The 16,542-nt window shown below is 72.3% G+C and carries 14 protein-coding genes; 8 read left to right on the top strand and 6 right to left on the bottom strand.

Annotated elements, in window-relative coordinates:
- Window positions 1-1,411, bottom strand: a 1,411-nt coding sequence (locus tag H0488_RS14845; protein WP_246372177.1) for an FAD-binding oxidoreductase, incomplete at its 3' end; no start/stop codon positions are given.
- Window positions 1,412-1,428: 17 nt separating this feature from the next.
- Here H0488_RS14845 and H0488_RS14840 point away from each other — a divergent pair.
- The 5 genes from H0488_RS14840 (at window position 1,429) to H0488_RS14820 (ending at window position 6,689) form a co-directional block, all read left to right on the top strand.
- A complete protein-coding gene (locus tag H0488_RS14840) occupies window positions 1,429-2,061 on the top strand; it encodes a TetR/AcrR family transcriptional regulator (protein WP_183100041.1) in 633 nt (210 codons plus the stop codon).
- The gene (locus H0488_RS14835; protein WP_183100040.1) at window positions 2,058-3,659 is read left to right on the top strand and encodes a glycerol-3-phosphate dehydrogenase/oxidase; all 1,602 of its coding nucleotides are present in this window, start codon (window positions 2,058-2,060) and stop codon (window positions 3,657-3,659) included. Before H0488_RS14840 ends, H0488_RS14835 begins: the two co-directional genes overlap by 4 nt.
- A 137-nt stretch (window positions 3,660-3,796) precedes the next feature.
- Window positions 3,797-4,825 (top strand): sigma-70 family RNA polymerase sigma factor, encoded by a 1,029-nt coding sequence (locus H0488_RS14830; RefSeq protein WP_220794614.1) that lies wholly within the window; start codon window positions 3,797-3,799, stop codon window positions 4,823-4,825.
- 4 nt (window positions 4,826-4,829) lie between these two features.
- Window positions 4,830-5,402: a TIGR03086 family metal-binding protein gene (locus H0488_RS14825; protein ID WP_183100039.1), complete on the top strand. Its 573-nt coding sequence runs from the start codon at window positions 4,830-4,832 to the stop codon at window positions 5,400-5,402.
- A gap of 36 nt (window positions 5,403-5,438) precedes the next feature.
- Window positions 5,439-6,689 (top strand): low temperature requirement protein A, encoded by a 1,251-nt coding sequence (locus tag H0488_RS14820; RefSeq protein WP_220794613.1) that lies wholly within the window; start codon window positions 5,439-5,441, stop codon window positions 6,687-6,689.
- Window positions 6,690-6,727: 38 nt separating this feature from the next.
- On the opposite strand, the gene H0488_RS14815 is transcribed toward H0488_RS14820, so the two are convergent.
- Window positions 6,728-8,086, bottom strand: coding sequence for an MFS transporter (locus H0488_RS14815; protein WP_183100038.1), 1,359 nt, complete (start codon window positions 8,084-8,086; stop codon window positions 6,728-6,730).
- 217 nt (window positions 8,087-8,303) lie between these two features.
- On the opposite strand from H0488_RS14815, the gene H0488_RS14810 reads away from it, so the two are divergent.
- Both H0488_RS14810 and H0488_RS14805 read left to right on the top strand, forming a co-directional pair.
- Window positions 8,304-8,822: an NfeD C-terminal domain-containing protein gene (locus tag H0488_RS14810; RefSeq protein WP_183100037.1), complete on the top strand. Its 519-nt coding sequence runs from the start codon at window positions 8,304-8,306 to the stop codon at window positions 8,820-8,822.
- Window positions 8,823-8,850: 28 nt separating this feature from the next.
- Window positions 8,851-10,311, top strand: coding sequence for a flotillin family protein (locus H0488_RS14805; protein WP_183100036.1), 1,461 nt, complete (start codon window positions 8,851-8,853; stop codon window positions 10,309-10,311).
- A 179-nt stretch (window positions 10,312-10,490) separates the two neighbouring features.
- On the opposite strand, the gene H0488_RS14800 is transcribed toward H0488_RS14805, so the two are convergent.
- The 4 genes from H0488_RS14800 to H0488_RS14785 form a co-directional block, all read right to left on the bottom strand.
- Window positions 10,491-11,975, bottom strand: coding sequence for an NAD-dependent succinate-semialdehyde dehydrogenase (locus H0488_RS14800; protein ID WP_183100035.1), 1,485 nt, complete (start codon window positions 11,973-11,975; stop codon window positions 10,491-10,493).
- Between the two features lie 312 nt (window positions 11,976-12,287).
- Window positions 12,288-14,207: a penicillin-binding transpeptidase domain-containing protein gene (locus H0488_RS14795; protein WP_183100034.1), complete on the bottom strand. Its 1,920-nt coding sequence runs from the start codon at window positions 14,205-14,207 to the stop codon at window positions 12,288-12,290.
- A 263-nt stretch (window positions 14,208-14,470) separates the two neighbouring features.
- The gene (locus H0488_RS14790) at window positions 14,471-15,370 is read right to left on the bottom strand and encodes an SGNH/GDSL hydrolase family protein (RefSeq protein ID WP_246372175.1); all 900 of its coding nucleotides are present in this window, start codon (window positions 15,368-15,370) and stop codon (window positions 14,471-14,473) included.
- Window positions 15,363-15,839, bottom strand: coding sequence for a MerR family transcriptional regulator (locus H0488_RS14785; protein WP_183100033.1), 477 nt, complete (start codon window positions 15,837-15,839; stop codon window positions 15,363-15,365). Before H0488_RS14785 ends, H0488_RS14790 begins: the two co-directional genes overlap by 8 nt.
- Window positions 15,840-15,890: 51 nt before the next feature.
- On the opposite strand from H0488_RS14785, the gene H0488_RS14780 reads away from it, so the two are divergent.
- On the top strand, window positions 15,891-16,542 hold a 652-nt coding region (locus H0488_RS14780), incomplete at its 3' end, for an NAD(P)/FAD-dependent oxidoreductase (RefSeq protein ID WP_183100032.1).

The following is a 16,542-nucleotide window of genomic DNA, read 5'->3' as shown; positions in this document are numbered from 1 at the left end:
CCTCGCCGCCGGCGGCGGCGACGGTGAAGTAGAGCGAGCAGCCCGTCGCGTAGACGTGCGAGATGTGGCAGAGCACCATCGTGCCCTCGCCGAGCGCAGCCTCGAGCGCCGACTTCACCGCGGCGTAGAGCCGCTCCCGGTTCGACCAGAAGGTCACCGTCTCGAGGGTCTCGACCAGCACGCCGACGTCGAGCAGCGAGTCGCGGAGGTACGGCGCCTCGAACCGGCCCGCCGCCCACGCGTCACCGGGCTCGTTGCCGAGCGGCGTGCCACCGAGGTCGGTGAGCGCGGCGGTGACTGCGGCCTTCTTCGCCGCGACCGACGTGGGGGTGCCCTCGTAACCGACGATCATCAGGCAGCCGCCTGCGGCATCGGCGGTCTCGTCGTCGCCGATGGCGTCCGGGCGGGCGAGGTTGATGGCGGTCTCGTTCTCGTCGGAGAGCCGCAGCACGGTCGGCAGCAGGTCGCCCTGCGCGAGCGCCCGCATCGCATCGGCGCCGGCGGCGAACGACGGCCAGTGCCAGCCCTCGTACTCCTTGACCTCGGGCAGCGGGCGCACCCGCACGGTGACCTCGGTGATCACGCCGAACGCGCCCTCGGAGCCGAGGAACAGCTCGCGCAGGTCGGGTCCGCAGGCGTTGGACGGGGAGGTGCCGCCGAGCCGGACCTCACCTCGCGGGGTGGCGGCGCGGAGGCCGACGACCATCGCGTCGAACCGGCCGTAGCCCGCACTCGACTGGCCGCTGGACCGGGTCGCCGCGAAGCCGCCGATGGTCGCGAACTCGAAGCTCTGCGGGTAGTGGCCGATCATCAGCCCGTGCTCGGCGAGGAGCGCCTCCGCCTCGGGACCGCGCAGGCCGGGGCCGAGGGTCGCGGTCGAGGAGACGGGGTCGAGCGCGAGCAGGCTGCGCATCCGTCCGAGGTCGAGCGAGACCACCCCGGCGAATCCGTCGCGGTCGGGCGCGAGGCCGCCGGTCACCGACGTACCGCCCCCGAAGGGGACCACCGCGATCCGGTGCTGCTGGGCGTAGTCGAGCAGCGCCTGGACGCCGTCGTGGTCGGCGGGCCGGACGACCACGTCGGGCGCGTCGTCGAGGTCGCCGGCGCGCTGACGGAGCAGGTCGGGCGTCGACTTGCCGCGGGTGCGCTGGCGGCGTACGGCGTCGTCGAGCACGACGTGCTCGTCGCCGACCACCGCGCGCAACCCGTCGACCAGCTCGGCGGGGAGCCGGGGCGCCGGCACCGCGACGTCGGTCACGGCCGGGGTGTCGGAGAGCTCGAAGACCAGTCCGACCAGGTCGCGCACACTGTCGGGAAGCGGGCCGGCGTGGGCAGGATCGCCCCACCGCGTGGTCGGCATCTCGGGCTGCAGCTGACTGTGCTTGATCTCTGTGGGCGTGATCTGGTCCATGTGTTACAGTGTGACACATGTCGTCACATCGTCACAACCCTGCGCGGGAACCCGGTCCGCGGGACGCCTACCTGGACGCGGCCCGCGCCTGCATCCTCGACGTCGGCTGGCGGCGCACGACGCTGACCGAGGTGGCTCGCCGCGCGGGCGTCTCCCGGATGACGATCTATCGCACCTGGTCGGACATGCCGGAGCTGCTCGGCGACCTGATGACACGCGAGTGGGGCGAGCTGGTGGGGTCGACCGAGATCCTCGGGTACGACGACGCCGGGCAGCGGGGCGGAGCCACACCCGGCCAGATCGCCGACGGCGTCGTACGCGCGGTGACCGTGCTGCGCGACAACGAGCTGTTCGTGCGGATCGTCGAGCTCGACCCCGAGCTGATCCTCCCCTACCTCCTGGCGCGACGCGGTCGCTCGCAGGAGCTGATCCTCGGCCTGCTGTCCGCGGTGATCGCGTCCGGCCAGACCGCCGGCACGGTCCGGGCGGGCAACCCCGCGGCGATCGCGCGCGGCGTCGTGCTCGCTGCGCACGGCTTCGTGCTGTCCGCGCACACCATGGCCGACGACGAGGTCTCCCCCGACGAGCTCGACGACGAGCTGCGGACGCTCGTCATCCGCACCCTGAACCCCGAGGAGGACGACCGATGAACGCTCCCCGCAGGATCACCCCCGGCCTCGCCGGTGTGCCCGAGTCGGTCGACGTGGTGGTCGTCGGTCTCGGCGTGACCGGCGCCGGCGTCGCCCTCGACGCAGCCAGCCGCGGCCTCAGCGTGCTCGCGGTCGACGCGTTCGACCTCGCCTGGGGCACCTCGCGCTTCTCGTCCAAGCTCGTGCACGGCGGACTGCGCTACCTCGCCAGCGGACAGGTCGGCATCGCGCACGAGAGCGCCGTCGAGCGCGGCATCCTGATGGAGACCACCGCCCCGCACCTGACCCGTCCCCTCCCCACGATCGTCCCGCTGGCGGCCGGCGTGAGCCGGCCGATGGGCGCCCTCACCCGAGCGGGCCTGCTCGGCGGCGACCTGCTTCGCCGGGTCGCCGGCACCAGTGCCGACACCCTTCCCAAGCCGCGCCGGCTCACCGCCGCCGAGACCCGCCGACTCGCACCGACGCTCCGCGCCGACGGACTGCGCGGCGCCGTGCTCGGCTGGGACGGCCAGCTCGAGGACGACGCCCGGCTGGTCACCACCCTCGCCCGCACCGCCGCCGACCAGGGCGCTGCCGTGCACACCCACACCCGCGTGCTCTCGGTGGTCGAGGTGCGAGGCACCCCGACACCGAGCCTCGAAACCACCCTGCGCGACGAGCTGACCGGCGAGACCCGCAGCGTCCGGTCGCGCACCGTCATCAACGCCGCGGGCGTCTGGGCCGGTGACGTCGTCGACGACGTCCGGCTCCGGCCCTCGCGCGGCACCCACCTGGTGCTGCGCGGCGACACCCTGCCGGGCCTGAACGTCGCGGTGTTCGCGCCGATCCCCGGGGAGCGCAACCGGTTCGTGCTGGTGCTGCCCCAGCCCGACGGCCAGATCTACGTCGGGCTCACCGACGAGCCTGCCGACGGCCCGGTGCCGGACGTCGCCGAACCGACCGAGGTCGAGATCGGGTTCCTGCTCGACGTGGTCGGCGCCTCGTTCTCCCGCCCGCTCCGGCGCAGCGACGTGGTCGGCGCGTTCGCCGGCCTGCGGCCGCTCCTCGACACGGGCGACGACAGTGGCGACGGCACGGCCGACCTGTCCCGCAAGCACGCCGTGCTGACCAGCCCCGCGGGGGTCGTCACCATCGTGGGCGGCAAGCTGACGACGTACCGCCGGATGGCCGAGGACGCCGTCGACGCCGCGGTCGCGCGCGCCGGTCTCAGCGCCGGTCCGTGCGTCACCGCCCGGCTCCCGCTCGCCGGCGCCGCCCCGCGGGTCCAGCTCGCCGAGCTCCTCGAGCGCGCCGAGACGCCCGGCCACGCCCGGCTGGTCCGCCGCTTCGGCACCGACGCCGCCCTCGTCCTCGACGCCGCCCGCGCCGCGACCGGCCTCCCCGACGCCGAGCTGCTCGCGTCGATCGACGCGTCGATCCCGGTGACCCTGGCCGAGCTGGTCTTCGGCGTCACCCACGAGGGCGCCGCCGACGTCGCCGACCTCCTCGACCGCCGGACCCGGGTCGGTCTGGTCCCCGCCGACCGGGCGCGCGCCGTACCTCTCGCCCAGCGGGCGCTCGCGCTGGCGCAGGAATCCCCGGTCGACCGGGGAAACTGACGCTTGTCGGGTGTTGCAGTGCCCGACAAGCGCAGGAGTCCCCGGTCAACCGGGGATTCCTGCACACCCACCGATGAGTTTCTCGATTGAGCCCGGTCGACCCATCAGGCAGACTCACAACTTCCGGGGGTAGGGCGATGGGAACGATGGTGACCGAGCAGCTGACGAGCCAGACGACGGGACCCGACGAGCTCGCGGACTTCGACACGCTGACCGGGCGTTACCAGCGGGAGCTGATGGCGCACTGCTACCGGATGAGCGGGTCGGTCCACGAGGCGGAGGACCTCGTGCAGGAGACCTTCCTCCGGGCTTGGAAGGCGTCGGCGAGCTTCCAGGGCCGCAGCTCGGTCCGCACCTGGCTCTACAAGATCGCGACCAACGTCTGCTTGACCAACCTCGAGGGGCGCCCGCGGCGCCCGCTGCCCACCGGCCTCGGCACCGCCGACTCCGTCGCCGGCGACGCGCTCGAGCGGGACGCCGAGATCCCGTGGCTGGAGCCGATCCCCGACACCGCGGTCGAGGTCGCGGAGCGCGACACGATCCGGCTCGCGTTCGTCGCCGCCCTCCAGCACCTGCCCGCCCGGCAGCGCGCGGTCCTCATCCTGCGCGACGTGCTGCGCTGGTCGGCGGCCGAGACCGCGACCGCCCTCGACACCACCACCGCCGCGGTCAACTCCGCGCTCCAACGCGCGCACGCGCAGTTCGACGAGCGCGAGCTGACCCCCGACACGGTCGAGCCGGACCTCGACGAGGGTCAGCAGCGGCTGCTCGACGCCTACCTCGAGGCGTTCTGGGCCAAGGACATCGACCGGATCGTCCAGCTGCTCCAGTACGACGCGACGTGGGACATGCCGCCGTTCCTGAACCACTACCGCGGCGCCGCCAACATCGGCGAGCTCATCGACACCCAGTGCCCGGGCGGCATCCACGACATGCCGATGCTGCGCACCGTCGCCAACGGCCAGCCGGCGTTCGGTCTCTACATGCGCCAGCCCGCGGGGCACTTCGAGCCGTTCCACATGCAGGTCCTCGACCTCGCCGGCCAGAAGGTCCGCCACGTCACCGCCTTCTTCGGCGCCGAGCACTTCACCCGGTTCGGGCTGCCCGAGCGCCTGCCGGCCGACTGGCAGCCCGGCGCTGCCGACGGCCCGGCCACCACCGGCTGACCCGATGACTGCTTTCCCCGGTCCCCGCACCAGCTCGCCGGATCCGGGGGTCGAGCTGCTGGAGCGCGCGCTCGGCTACGCCCGGAGCGCGCTGGCCACGGTCGCCCCGGTCGACCTCTGCCTGCCCACCCCGTGCCGCGGGTGGCGGCTCGGCGACCTGCTGGCGCACATGGAGGACTCCCTCGACGCCTTCGCCGAGGGAGCCGGCGGCGCGATCGGGCTCCGCAGCACCGCCCCCGCGCCGCTCGACGAGCGCATCAGCACGCTCCAGACCAAGGCCTGCGGCCTGCTCGGGGCCTGGACGAGCGCCACCTCCGACACGGTCGAGGTCGGGGGACGCCCGGTGCCGGTCGGCACCATCGCCCGCCTCGCCGCCGTCGAGATCGCCGTGCACGGCTGGGACGTCGGACGTACGACGGGCGCCGGCCTCCCCCTCCCCGAGCCGTTCGCCGAGGCACTCCTCCCCACCGCGCTCGCGCTCGCCCTCGAGCACGACGGGGAGTTCGGGCCGCCCGTCCCGGTGCCCGCCGACGCCGGCCCGACGCGGCGGCTGCTCGCCCTCCTGGGGCGTTCGTAGTTCCCGTCCGCCCTGGCCGCTTCTAGGATCGCCGCCATGTCCGACGCGACCCTGCGGCACCGCACCCTTCCCATGCGCGGCCGCGACCCCGACGAGGAGCACCGGTCGGCGTCCACCCTCGAGCTGCTCTTCGACCTGTCCTTCGTGGTGGCGTTCGGCACCGCGGCCAACGCGCTCGCCCATACGCTCGCCGAGGACCACGTCGTGGCCGGCATCGTCGGCTTCGCGTTCGCGACCTTCGCGATCTCGTGGGCGTGGATCAACTTCACCTGGTTCGCCTCGGCCTACGACACCGACGACTGGCTCTACCGGCTGACCACGATGCTGCAGATGGTCGGCGTGCTGGTGTTCGCGCTCGGCCTGCCGGCGATGTTCAAGTCGATCCACGGTGGCGACACCCTCAACAACGACGTCATGGTCTGGGGCTACGTCGTGATGCGGGTCGCGATGGTCTTCCAGTGGTGGCGCGCCACCCGGCAGGACACCGACCGTCGTACGGTGCACGGCCTCTACGTCGTCACCATCGTGGTGGCGCAGGTGATGTGGTGCGCGCTGGCGCTCGTCGACCTCCCGGTGGTGACGACGTTCGTGCTGATGTGCGTACCGCTGCTGATCGAGACCGGCGGTCCCTACGTCGCCGAGCGCCGGTACGGCGGTACGCCGTGGCACGCCCACCACGTCGCCGAGCGCTACGGGCTGATGGTCATCATCGCCCTCGGCGAGGGGATGATCGGCACGATGGCGAGCATCGCCGTCCTCGTCGAGGACGAGGTCACGCTCGAGGTGGCGGTGCTGGCGGCTGCCGGCACCGCGGTGACGTTCGGGATGTGGTGGACCTACTTCTCCCTCCCGCACGGCGAGATCCTGCACCTGCGCCGCGACCGCTCGTTCGTCTGGGGCTACGGCCACATGCCGCTGTTCGGGGCGGTCGTCGCCGTCGGCGCCGGGCTGCACGTCGCCGCCTACTACCTCGACGACCACTCCTATCTCGGTCCGGTCGGCACCCTGCTCACCGTCGCGATCCCGCTCGGGGTCTACCTGCTCGCGCTCTACGGCTTCTACGCGGTCATCACCCGCAGCATGGATCCGTTCCACCTGCTGCTGATCGCCGGCACCGTCGTCGTCCTGGTCGCGCCGCTCTGGATGGCCGCCAGCGGGATCGACCTCGAGTGGTGCCTGCTCGCGCTGTCCCTCGCTCCCTGGGTGACGGTGGTCGGCTACGAGGCCCACGGCTACCGGCACAACGCGAAGGTGCTGGAGAGCCTGGAGCGCCCGGAGACGGACTGAACCGACTGAGCCGGCCGAGCCGGCGAGGCGGACTCTGCCTACTCGTCCCGCAACGGGTGGGCCAGCTCGTCGGCGGGGAGCTTGGCGAGCCAGACCGCGAGCACGGCGGCGACGCCGGGGACGATCGCGGCGATGGTGAAGGTGGTGCGCAGCCCGATCCACTCCGAGACCGGCCCGGCCAGGGCCATCGAGACCGGCATCAGGCTGACCGAGACGAAGAAGTCGAGCGAGGCGACCCGGCCCAGCAGGTGGGCCGGGACCCGGCGCTGCAGCAGGGTTCCCCAGATCACCATCGGCGCGGAGAACAGGGCCCCGAGCAGGAACGCTGCGACCGCCACGACCCAGACCGCGTCGGCGTAGCCCATCACCAGGAACGGCAGGCAGCCCACGCCCCACATGAGGTTCATCCAGGTGAGGTAGCGGCGCGGCATCCGGATGGACGCCATCGCCAGCGAACCGACGGCACCACCGATGCCGAAGCACGCCATCACCAGCGCGTGGTCCGCGGGTCCGCCGCCGAGCTTGTCCTTGATCAGGAACGGGATCAGCACCTCGAAGGGCCCCATCATCGCCAGGATCATGATCGAGGCGAAGAGCAGGGTGGCCAGCAGCCAGGGCGTGCGGACCATGTAGACGAAGCCCTCGCGGATGTCCTCGATCGCCGTCGCGACCGCGTGCGCGGCACCACCGACCTGATCGCCGGCCTCACCACCGGCCTCGGCGTCGGTGGCCGGCTCGCGGCGTACGGCCGTCAGCGGCACCGTGGTCAGCGCGAACAGACCGAGCAGCGCAGCGAGCGCGGCGACGGTCAACGCCGCCGAGGAGGACGCGGCGCCGACGACCGCGCCGGCGACACCCGGCCCGATCGCCTGGCCGACGGTCGGCCGGACCATCCCCTCGAAGCCGTTGACCGCCATCAGGTCCTCCTTGGGGACCAGCGCGGGCAGCCAGGCGGAGTAGGCCGGGTAGTAGAACGCCATGCCGACGCCGGTGCAGAAGGACACGACGGCGAGGTGCCAGACCTGGGTCAGGTCGGCCCAGGACAGAGCAGCCACCGTCGCGATGCCGGCGAGCTCGATGGTCGCCACCGCGACCAGGATCAGCTTCTGTGGCACCCGGTCGGCGACGACGCCTCCGAGCAGCGCGGGGAGCAGTACGCCGACAGCGCCGGCGGTCGACACGAGCGAGAGCTGTCCCGGGCCGCCACCGATCCGGATGACCTCCCAGACCAGCGCGACCACCCAGACACCGCTCGCGAAGGTGCTGATCACCAGCGCCGTGCCGAGCCGGCGGTAGCCGACGTGCCGGAACGGCGTGAGAGCGCGCGGCAGTCGCCGCACGGCCGGAGGCTGCGGGCTCTCGGGCGCCGGCGTGGGGGTCGTCAGCTGATCGGTCATGAGGTCTCCTTGGAGATCAGTCTGGGGGTGTGGACCGACACCAGCCACCGATTTCATCGTGGGCCGGGGCGCCGGTGACCGCTCTCGTGCGCCCCAGTCAACGAGTTCAAGTTAACTTGAAGTCAAGCCCCGTGGCCCCCGCGAGGCGCAACCTGGTTTGGCCGAACCCGCGCCGGATACGATCCGGAGTCCCACCGCATCCATCCCCGGAGACAACGTGACCGCCTTCCTCGTGCTCGGCTTCGTCGGCCTGGCACTCGTGCTGCTCTCGCTGGTGGTCGGTGACCATCTCGAAGCCGCGGTGGGCGGCGCGCTCAACGGTCTCGAGGGCGACGTGTTCTCCACCGCCGTGCTCGGCGGCTTCGTGTCCGCCTTCGGCTTCGGCGGCGCCGCCGCCGAAGGTGCCGGGCTGCCCACGCTGGCATCGGTCGCGATCGGCGGCGTCAGCGGATTCATCGTCGGCTGGTTCGCCTGGTGGCTGACCAAGCTGGTCAAGGACGGCCCGGAGGACGGCACGGTGTCGATCAACGACACCGTCGGCCAGATGGGCCGCGTCCTCACCGCCATCCCGGGCGGCGACAGCTACGGCGTCGTCCGGGTCGCCGTCGGCGGCCACGTGCTGCAGTGCAACGCGAGCGCCCTGCTCGCGATCGAGTCCGGCGCCGAGGTGACCATCACCGGCGTCCGATCACCCACCGCGGTCACCGTGGCCCCGGTGTGGAAGCCCTCCGAGTAGCCGTCCAAGAGCTGAAAGGGACTGACTGATGTCTCTCACCGTCGTGGGGCCGATCATCGGCGTCGTCGTACTCCTCGTCCTGCTGGTGCTGCTGATCACCAGCCGCTACAAGGTGGCCGGGCCGAACCAGGCGTTCATCGTCACCGGCCGCAAGGGCAAGGCGGTCATCAACCCCGAGACCGGCCAGCTCACCACCGACCTCTCCGGCCAGAAGGTCGTGCTCGGCGGCGGCGTCTTCGTGGTCCCGTTCGTCCAGCGGCTCGCCACCATGGACCTCTCGAGCCGCCGGATCTCCGTACAGATCCGCGGCGCGGTGTCCGGCCAGGGCATCAAGCTCAACCTCGACGGCGTGGCCATCGTCAAGGTCGGCGGCAACGCCGATCAGATCCGGCTCGGCGCGCAGCGGTTCCTGAGCCAGCAGCACGACATCGAGACCTTCACCCAGGAGGTGCTCGCCGGCGCCCTGCGCTCGATCGTCGGCGGCCTGACCGTCGAGCAGATCATCCGCGACCGCGCGGCGTTCGCGCAGCGGGTGGCCGACGAGTCCGAGAGCTCGCTCACCGGACAGGGCCTGATCCTCGACGCGTTCCAGATCCAGGACGTCACCGACGACGGCAGCTACCTCTCCGACCTCGGACGTCCCGAGGCCGCGCGGATCCAGCAGGCCGCCTCGATCGCCGAGGCCGAGGCCCGCCGGGCGGCCGAGCAGGCGCGGATCAAGGCCGAGGAGGAGATCGCCATCGCCGAGCGGCAGCTCGCGCTGAAGGTGGCCGAGATCAAGTCCGAGACCGACGCCGCCGCCGCCCAGGCGGCCGCCTCCGGTCCGCTGGCCCAGGCCGAGCGCGACCAGGCGATCTTCGCCGAGCAGGAGAAGGTCGCCGTACGCCAGGCGGCGCTGACCGAGCGCCAGCTGGAGACCCAGGTCCGCAAGCCCGCCGACGCCGAGCGCTACCGGGTCGAGCAGGAGGCCAACGCGAAGCGCTCCGCCGAGATCGCGGCCGCCGAGGCCCGCAAGGCCGCCACCATCGCGGCCGCCGAGGCGCACGCCGAGGAGACCCGGCTCAGCGGTGAGGCCGAGAAGGCCCGCCGGTCCGCGCTCGCCGAGGCGACCAAGGTGGAGGGTGAGGCGCAGGCCGCCGCGACCCTCGCCGTCGGGCAGGCCGAGGCGCAGGCGATGGACAAGCGCGCCGAGGCCTTCGCCCACTACAACGACGCCGCGGTGCTGCAGATGCTCATCGAGGTGCTGCCGCAGATCGCCAAGGAGGTCGCCGCGCCGATGAGCGCGATCGACAACCTCACGGTGCTCTCCACCGACGGCGCCGGCGCGCTGCCCCGGCAGGTCGTCGACAACGTCGCCCAGACCATGCAGATGCTCAAGACCGCCACCGGGGTGGACCTGCAGTCGCTGCTCACGACGGCCGTCGACCACGGGGTCTCAGGCTCCGACAAGGTGGTTCCGGGGACGGCCGAGGAGAAGCCCGACGCCTGACCTGCGCGGCGGGGCCGATTCGTGGCCTGACCGGCGCGCGATGTAACACGCTGTTCGCGGATCCGGGCGACCGCTGACGTCGCTGGGAGACCCTTGCATCGGGGCCGAAGCGACGTCGACGTCCTGCCAGACCGATGGACGGCGTGTTACATCAGCGCGCGCGGAGGGACCGGCAGCCGCTACCCGGCAGGCAGCGAGACGTACGTCGTGTCGAGGTACTCCTCGATGCCCTCGAACCCACCCTCGCGCCCGAACCCGCTTGCCTTCACGCCGCCGAACGGGGCTGCGGCGTTGGAGATCAGCCCGGTGTTGATGCCGACCATGCCGAACTCCAGGGCTTCGGCCAGCCGGATGGTGCGACCGAGGTCGCGGGTGAAGACGTACGCCGCCAGCCCGTACTCCGTGGCGTTCGCCCGCTCGATCGCCTCGTCGTCCGAGGCGAAGGTGGTGATCGGAGCGACCGGGCCGAAGATCTCCTCGCGGTTGACGTCGGCATCCGCCGGCACGTCCATCAGCACGGTCGGCGTGAAGAAGTAGCCCGGCCCGTCCGGTGCGCTGCCACCGGTGACGACCCGCGCGCCGGCGCCGACCGCCTGGTCGACCAGCGCGGTGACGCCGGCAACCGCCTTCTCGTCGATCAGCGGGCCGACGTCGACGCCGTCGTCCTGGCCGCGGCCGAGCCGCAGCGACCCCATCCGCTCGGCGAGCTTGGACGCGAACTGGTCGGCGACCGACTCCTCGACGAGGAACCGGTTCGCGGCCGTGCAGGCCTCGCCCATGTTGCGCATCTTGGCGATCATCGCGCCGGCCACCGCCGCGTCGATGTCGGCATCGGCGAAGACCAGGAACGGCGCGTTGCCACCCAGCTCCATGCTCACCCGCTGCAGCTGGTCGGCGGACTGCTTCACGAGCGCCTTGCCGACCGGCGTGGAGCCGGTGAAGCTCACCTTCCGCAGCCGCGGGTCGGCCATCAGCGCCGCGCTGACCTCTCCCGAGTGGCTGGTGGTCACCACGTTGAGCACGCCGTCCGGCAGGCCCGCCTCGGCCATCAGCTCAGCCAGCAGCAGCATGGTCAACGGCGTCTGCCCGGCCGGCTTGACGACCATCGTGCACCCGGCCGCCACAGCGGGCCCGATCTTGCGGGTGCCCATCGCCAGCGGGAAGTTCCACGGGGTGATGAACAGGCACGGTCCGACCGGCTTCTTCACCGTCAGCAGCCGCGAACCCCCCGCCGGGGCCTGCATCCAACGCCCATGGATGCGGACGGCCTCCTCGGAGAACCAGCGGAGGAACTCCGCGCCGTACGTCACCTCGCCGCGGGCCTCGGCCACCGTCTTGCCCATCTCCAGGCTCATCAGCCGCGCCAGGTCGTCGGCCCGCGTCGTGACCAGGTCGAACGCCCGTCGCAGGATCTCGCCGCGCTCTCGTGGCGCGGTCGTCGCCCACCCCGGCTGCGCCGCGACCGCGGCGTCGAGCGCCGCCCTGGCGTCGTCGACGCTGGCGTCGGCCACATCGGTCAGCACCGAGCCGTCGGCGGGATCGAACACGTCGAACCGGGCATCCCCGGACGCCGGACGCCAGGCACCCCCGATGAAGAGCTGCCGGCGGTCGATGTGCAGCGCCTCGGAGCGGGCGTCACTGGCTGCGGACTTGGAGTCGCTCATGGGGCCACTGTTACACCGTCCCGGGAGCTTCGTGCCAGCGGATCCCGGGGCCGGCGAAAATCTTCTCCGGAACCTTGTGTCCGGCAACCGCAGGGACGTTACCCTGGGCACGTCGTAATCGGAGGGAGCACCTACGAACGCGACCGAGCCCCTGAGCTGACCCCATGCAGCCGGGGGCTCGTTTAGTTTTGAATGGGCCGAGCGTGTCTTCGCTCCCGTACGGCGACGGCCTCCCGGCGCTCGGGTCGCTCGTTCCTCGCTCCCTACGACCGGGGGAAGCCGTGGTGCGGAGCTCCCGCCACGCTGCCGGCCTCAGGCCGCGCGGAGGAAGGCCTCCAGGATCGGGCCGGCGGTGCGCGAGCCGGACTCCCCGATCTCGACGAACACCGCGACCGCCAGGTCGCCCTGGGCCGCAACCATCCACGCGTGGGTCTGCACCCCGTCGTCGCCCTGGAACTCCGCGGTCCCGGTCTTGGCGATGACCGGGGCGCCCGGGACGTCGGCGAGCTGGCTGCCGCTGCCGCCGGTGACCACCCCGCGCAGCATCTCGCGCAGCTGGGTCGCCTCGGCGCCGGTGAGCGGCGTGTGGTCGTGGTCGGAGACCTCGATCTGCTCGACCAGCCGGGGTACGACGAGCGCCCCCTCCTGCACCGACGCGATCACCGCGGCCATCGCCATCGGCGAGGCGAGGATGGTGCCCTGCCCGATCAGGTCCGCGGCGGCCTCCGTCTCGGTGGCGGGCGGCTCGACACTGCCGAAGAACGCCGGGAAGCCGAGGTCGTGGTCGACCCCGAGGCCGAGGCTCGCGGCGGCGTCGGCCAGGTCGCCGTCCGCGAGCTCGTCACGCGCGCCGATGAAGGCCGTGTTGCACGACTGCGCGACCGCCGTACGCAGGGGGATGTCGCCGGTCACCGAGCTCGGGTAGTCGCTGTAGTTGCCGAAGGCCTTGCCGTCGACCGTCACGGTCGCCGGGCAGCTCACCGTGCTGTCCGGGGTGAGCCCGGCGCGCAGCAGCGCCAGGCTGCTCACGATCTTGAACGTCGAGCCCGGCGGGAACTGTCCGTAGGTCGCCAGGTTCAGGCCACCGTTGCCCGGTCCGTTCGCGGCCGCGAGGATCGCGCCGTCGCTGGGACGGATCGCGACCAGCGCGCTGCCCGACGCAACCCCGGCCAGCAGCTCCTCGGCGCTCGTCTGCAGGCGCCGGTCGAGGGTCAGGTCGAGCGGCTCGCCGTCGGCCTCGGCGACCCGGAACAGGTCACGGGCCGGCTCGGCCTCGGTCTCGGAGACCGCCTCGACCAGGCGTCCGGGCGTGCCGCCGAGCTGTTCGTCGTAGCGCGCCTGCAGCCCGCTGACTCCGGCGACGTCTCCCGCCCGGTAGCGGTCGGGGTCGGCCTCGACCATCTCCGCGGTGACCGGCCCGACCCGGCCCAGGATCGGCGCCGCGAAGTCGCGCGTCGGCGCGAGCGCGATGTCGTCGGACAGGGCGACCGCACCCGGGATCTGCGGGTAGCCGGCCAGCACCGCGGGCGGCACCTCCGCCTCGCGGAACGAGATCGCCTCGACGAACGCCCGGTCACCCGCGGCGCGCACCGCTTCGACGTACGGCGCGACGTCGACGCCGACCAGCTGCGCCAACGCGCGTGCCGAGTCGCCCGCCTCGGCCCGACCGACGCGCACCCGGTCGATGCCGAACCGCAGCACCGGACGCTCGGTGACGAGCACCTCGCGGTCGGCACCGTAGATGTCCCCGCGGCCGGCCGGGATCGTGGTCACCTGCAGCACCTCGTCGGCACCGAGGCTCGGCTCGACGATCGTCGGCGCCCACACGACCTCCCAGTCGCCGTCCCGCTCGACGACCTCGGCAGCCGTCTCGTAGGACCAGATGGCGCCGGGCTCGACGACCGGCCACTCCCACGTCAGTCCGACCGTGGTCGTGCCCTCCGACTCTTCGACCTCGCCGACCTCGATCGTCGGCACGATGCCGTCCATGCCGGCGACGATCTCCTCGTACCGGGGCGCAGCCGAGCGACCGGACCTGCCCGCGTAGGCCACCGACGCCACCGCGGTGTCGGCCGCGTCGACGTCGCTGGCCGCCGCCTCCGCGAGACCCTCGGCGAGGGCGCCGACCAGCTCCTGGGCCGCCTCCTCGTCCGGTCCGTCCGCACCGGGATCGTCGCTGCAGCCAGCGAGCACGAGCAGGCAGATCGGCAGCGCCACCGAGATCCGTCGCATGCCCTGTGTTCTACCAGCCTTGGTTTCGAGGCTCCTCGCTGGCGCTCGTCGTACCTCAACCAGCGGCGGCCCCCGCGACCGTCCCACCTCAACCAGCGGCGGCCCCCGCGACCGTCCCACCTCAACCAGCGGCGGCCTCCACGCTCGTCGTACCTCAACCAGCGGCGGCCCCGGCAACCGCCCACCACGTTGGTCGAGGAGGTCGCCCCCGCAACCGCCCACCACGTTGGTCGAGGAGGTCGCCCTGGCGACCGTCTCGAGACCTACGCCGCCCCGACCAGCAGCGTGCTCACCAGCGGCTTGTAGCCGGAGGACTGGCCGAGCCGGTTGGGGTGGTAGCTCTCGCTGACCGGGTTGGACAGGCCGTTGATCCACTCCACGTCGTCGCAGACCGCGTGGTCGATGAACCGGCTGGTCGGGTTGGCGAACTTGAAGCCCTTGGCCGCCGCAGCCGAGGACAGCTTGGCGTTGAGCAGGTCGGCGGTCTGGTTGAGCCGGGTCTGCTCGGACGGGGAGAACCAGGTGCCGGCGTTGCAGTCCTCGCCCATGAAGACCCGCGGATACCCGGTGACGACGACGACGGCGTTCGGCGCGCGGGAGTCGATCGACGCGTACAGCGTGTTGAGCCGCCCGGGGAGCGTGTTGTTGATGAACGACTGGGCGGTGTTGATGGCCCCGTCGCAGTTCGACATCCAGCCGGGCTGCGCACACTCGGTGATCACGCTGGAGAAGCCGGCGTCGTTGCCGCCGACCGAGATCGTGACGTACTTCGTGGTCGAGGTGACCGCGCTCAGCTGGCTGTTGGTGACGGTCGAGGTGGTGGCGCCGGAGCACGCCTTGAAGTTGAGCGTGTAGCCCTTCTGGGCGGCGACGAGGTAGGGGTACGCGTACGTCGAGCGCTGGCAGCTGGTGCCGTCGCTGATGTAGCTGCGGGTGCCGACGCCGGAGGCGTAGGAGTCACCGAGCGCGACGTACGACGGACCGGCCGCCTGCGCCGGCGCCTGGACGGCGAGCGGGGCGAGTGCGGCCAGGACCGGAAGGATCCCGGCGAGGAGCAGCCGGATGCGGTGACCGACGGATCGGGTGGGAGCGAGAGGCATGTTGACCTTCCCCATGAAGGCGACCCGGACCTGGGCCGTACCGATGTGACCTGGGTCACTCAAGCACGGCGGCTCGGTGTTGACCAGGGTCGTGCACAGGGTGCCGACCAGGGTGCAGCCCACGGCGGGTCCCGGCCACCAGGTCAGCCACGTGCGCGCGGAAGTTGGGGCAGTTCGCGACGTCGTGGGCACGGCACTCCAGGGCGTGCTCGGTCAGGTGCCGGGAGCGCTCCATCTCCGCCATCCGAGCGGCCAGGTCGGTGAGGTGCTCGGTCAGGATCCGCCGACGGTCGTCCGCGGCCGCGTCGAGCAACGACCTGATCTGGTCGAGGCTCATCCCGGCCGCCTTGCTCGAGACGATCGCCGCGACCCGGTAGGCATCGGCTTCGCGGTAGCGCCGACGGCCGGCACTGTCGCGCTCGGGCGCGAGCAGGCCCATCGTCTCCCAGTGCCGCAGGACGTGGGTGGGGAGCTCGAAACGGTCGGCCAGCTCACCGACCGTCCATCGGACCTGGTCCGCACTTGACTTCATGTTGACATGAAGTCACAGGCTTCGGGTCAACACAAGGACGAGAGGACGACGATGGACACGAACCAGTACGACGTCGCCGTGGTCGGCGCCGGCTCCGCAGGACTCCAGGCCGCACTCACGCTGGGCCGGATGAACCGCCCGGTCGCGGTCTTCGGCACCGACCGCTACCGCAACGACCCCGCCACGGAGATGCACAACTTCCTCGGCCACGACGGTGCTCCGCCGGCCGAGCTCAGGGCCGCAGCCCGCGCCGACCTCGAGCGCTACCCGGCCGTGGACGTCCGGGACCAGGAGGTGACGGCGATCGACGGCGACGCCGGCGCCTTCACCCTCCGACTCGCCAGCGGCGCTACGGTCACGGCCCGGCGGGTCCTGCTCGCGACCGGCGTCGCCGACACGCTGCCGGACGTCCCCGGGCTCGACGGGCTCTGGGGCGACGTGGTCGCGCACTGCCCCTACTGCCACGGCCACGAGTTCACCGGGCTGCCCGTCGGCATCCTCGGCGCCGACCCGAGCATCCCGTTGCGCGCCGCGATGCTGGAGCGGATCGCGAGCGAGATCGTCGTCCTCACCGACGGCGGCGACCTCGACGCCGACACCGCGGGAGCGCTGAAGCGGATGGACGTCGAGGTCCGCGCCGAACGGGTGGCCGGCGTCGGCCGCGGACCGCTCGGAGCCAGCGTGCAGCTCGCCGGAGCCGCGG

Source organism: Nocardioides pelophilus (assembly GCF_014180685.1).
Classification (GTDB): Bacteria; Actinomycetota; Actinomycetes; order Propionibacteriales; family Nocardioidaceae; genus Nocardioides; species Nocardioides pelophilus.
This window is presented reverse-complemented; position numbering and strand designations above follow the sequence as displayed.

Excerpts from the sequence above, each read along its gene's own strand:
- H0488_RS14840 (WP_183100041.1), top strand. The coding sequence starts at position 1,429 with ATGTCGTCACATCGTCACAACCCTGCGCGGGAACCCGGTCCGCGGGAC.
- H0488_RS14835 (WP_183100040.1), top strand. The coding sequence starts at position 2,058 with ATGAACGCTCCCCGCAGGATCACCCCCGGCCTCGCCGGTGTGCCCGAG.
- H0488_RS14830 (WP_220794614.1), top strand. The coding sequence starts at position 3,797 with ATGGGAACGATGGTGACCGAGCAGCTGACGAGCCAGACGACGGGACCC.
- H0488_RS14825 (WP_183100039.1), top strand. The coding sequence starts at position 4,830 with ATGACTGCTTTCCCCGGTCCCCGCACCAGCTCGCCGGATCCGGGGGTC.
- H0488_RS14820 (WP_220794613.1), top strand. The coding sequence starts at position 5,439 with ATGTCCGACGCGACCCTGCGGCACCGCACCCTTCCCATGCGCGGCCGC.
- H0488_RS14815 (WP_183100038.1), bottom strand. The coding sequence starts at position 8,086 with ATGACCGATCAGCTGACGACCCCCACGCCGGCGCCCGAGAGCCCGCAG.
- H0488_RS14805 (WP_183100036.1), top strand. The coding sequence starts at position 8,851 with ATGTCTCTCACCGTCGTGGGGCCGATCATCGGCGTCGTCGTACTCCTC.
- H0488_RS14800 (WP_183100035.1), bottom strand. The coding sequence starts at position 11,975 with ATGAGCGACTCCAAGTCCGCAGCCAGTGACGCCCGCTCCGAGGCGCTG.
- H0488_RS14795 (WP_183100034.1), bottom strand. The coding sequence starts at position 14,207 with ATGCGACGGATCTCGGTGGCGCTGCCGATCTGCCTGCTCGTGCTCGCT.
- H0488_RS14785 (WP_183100033.1), bottom strand. The coding sequence starts at position 15,839 with ATGAAGTCAAGTGCGGACCAGGTCCGATGGACGGTCGGTGAGCTGGCC.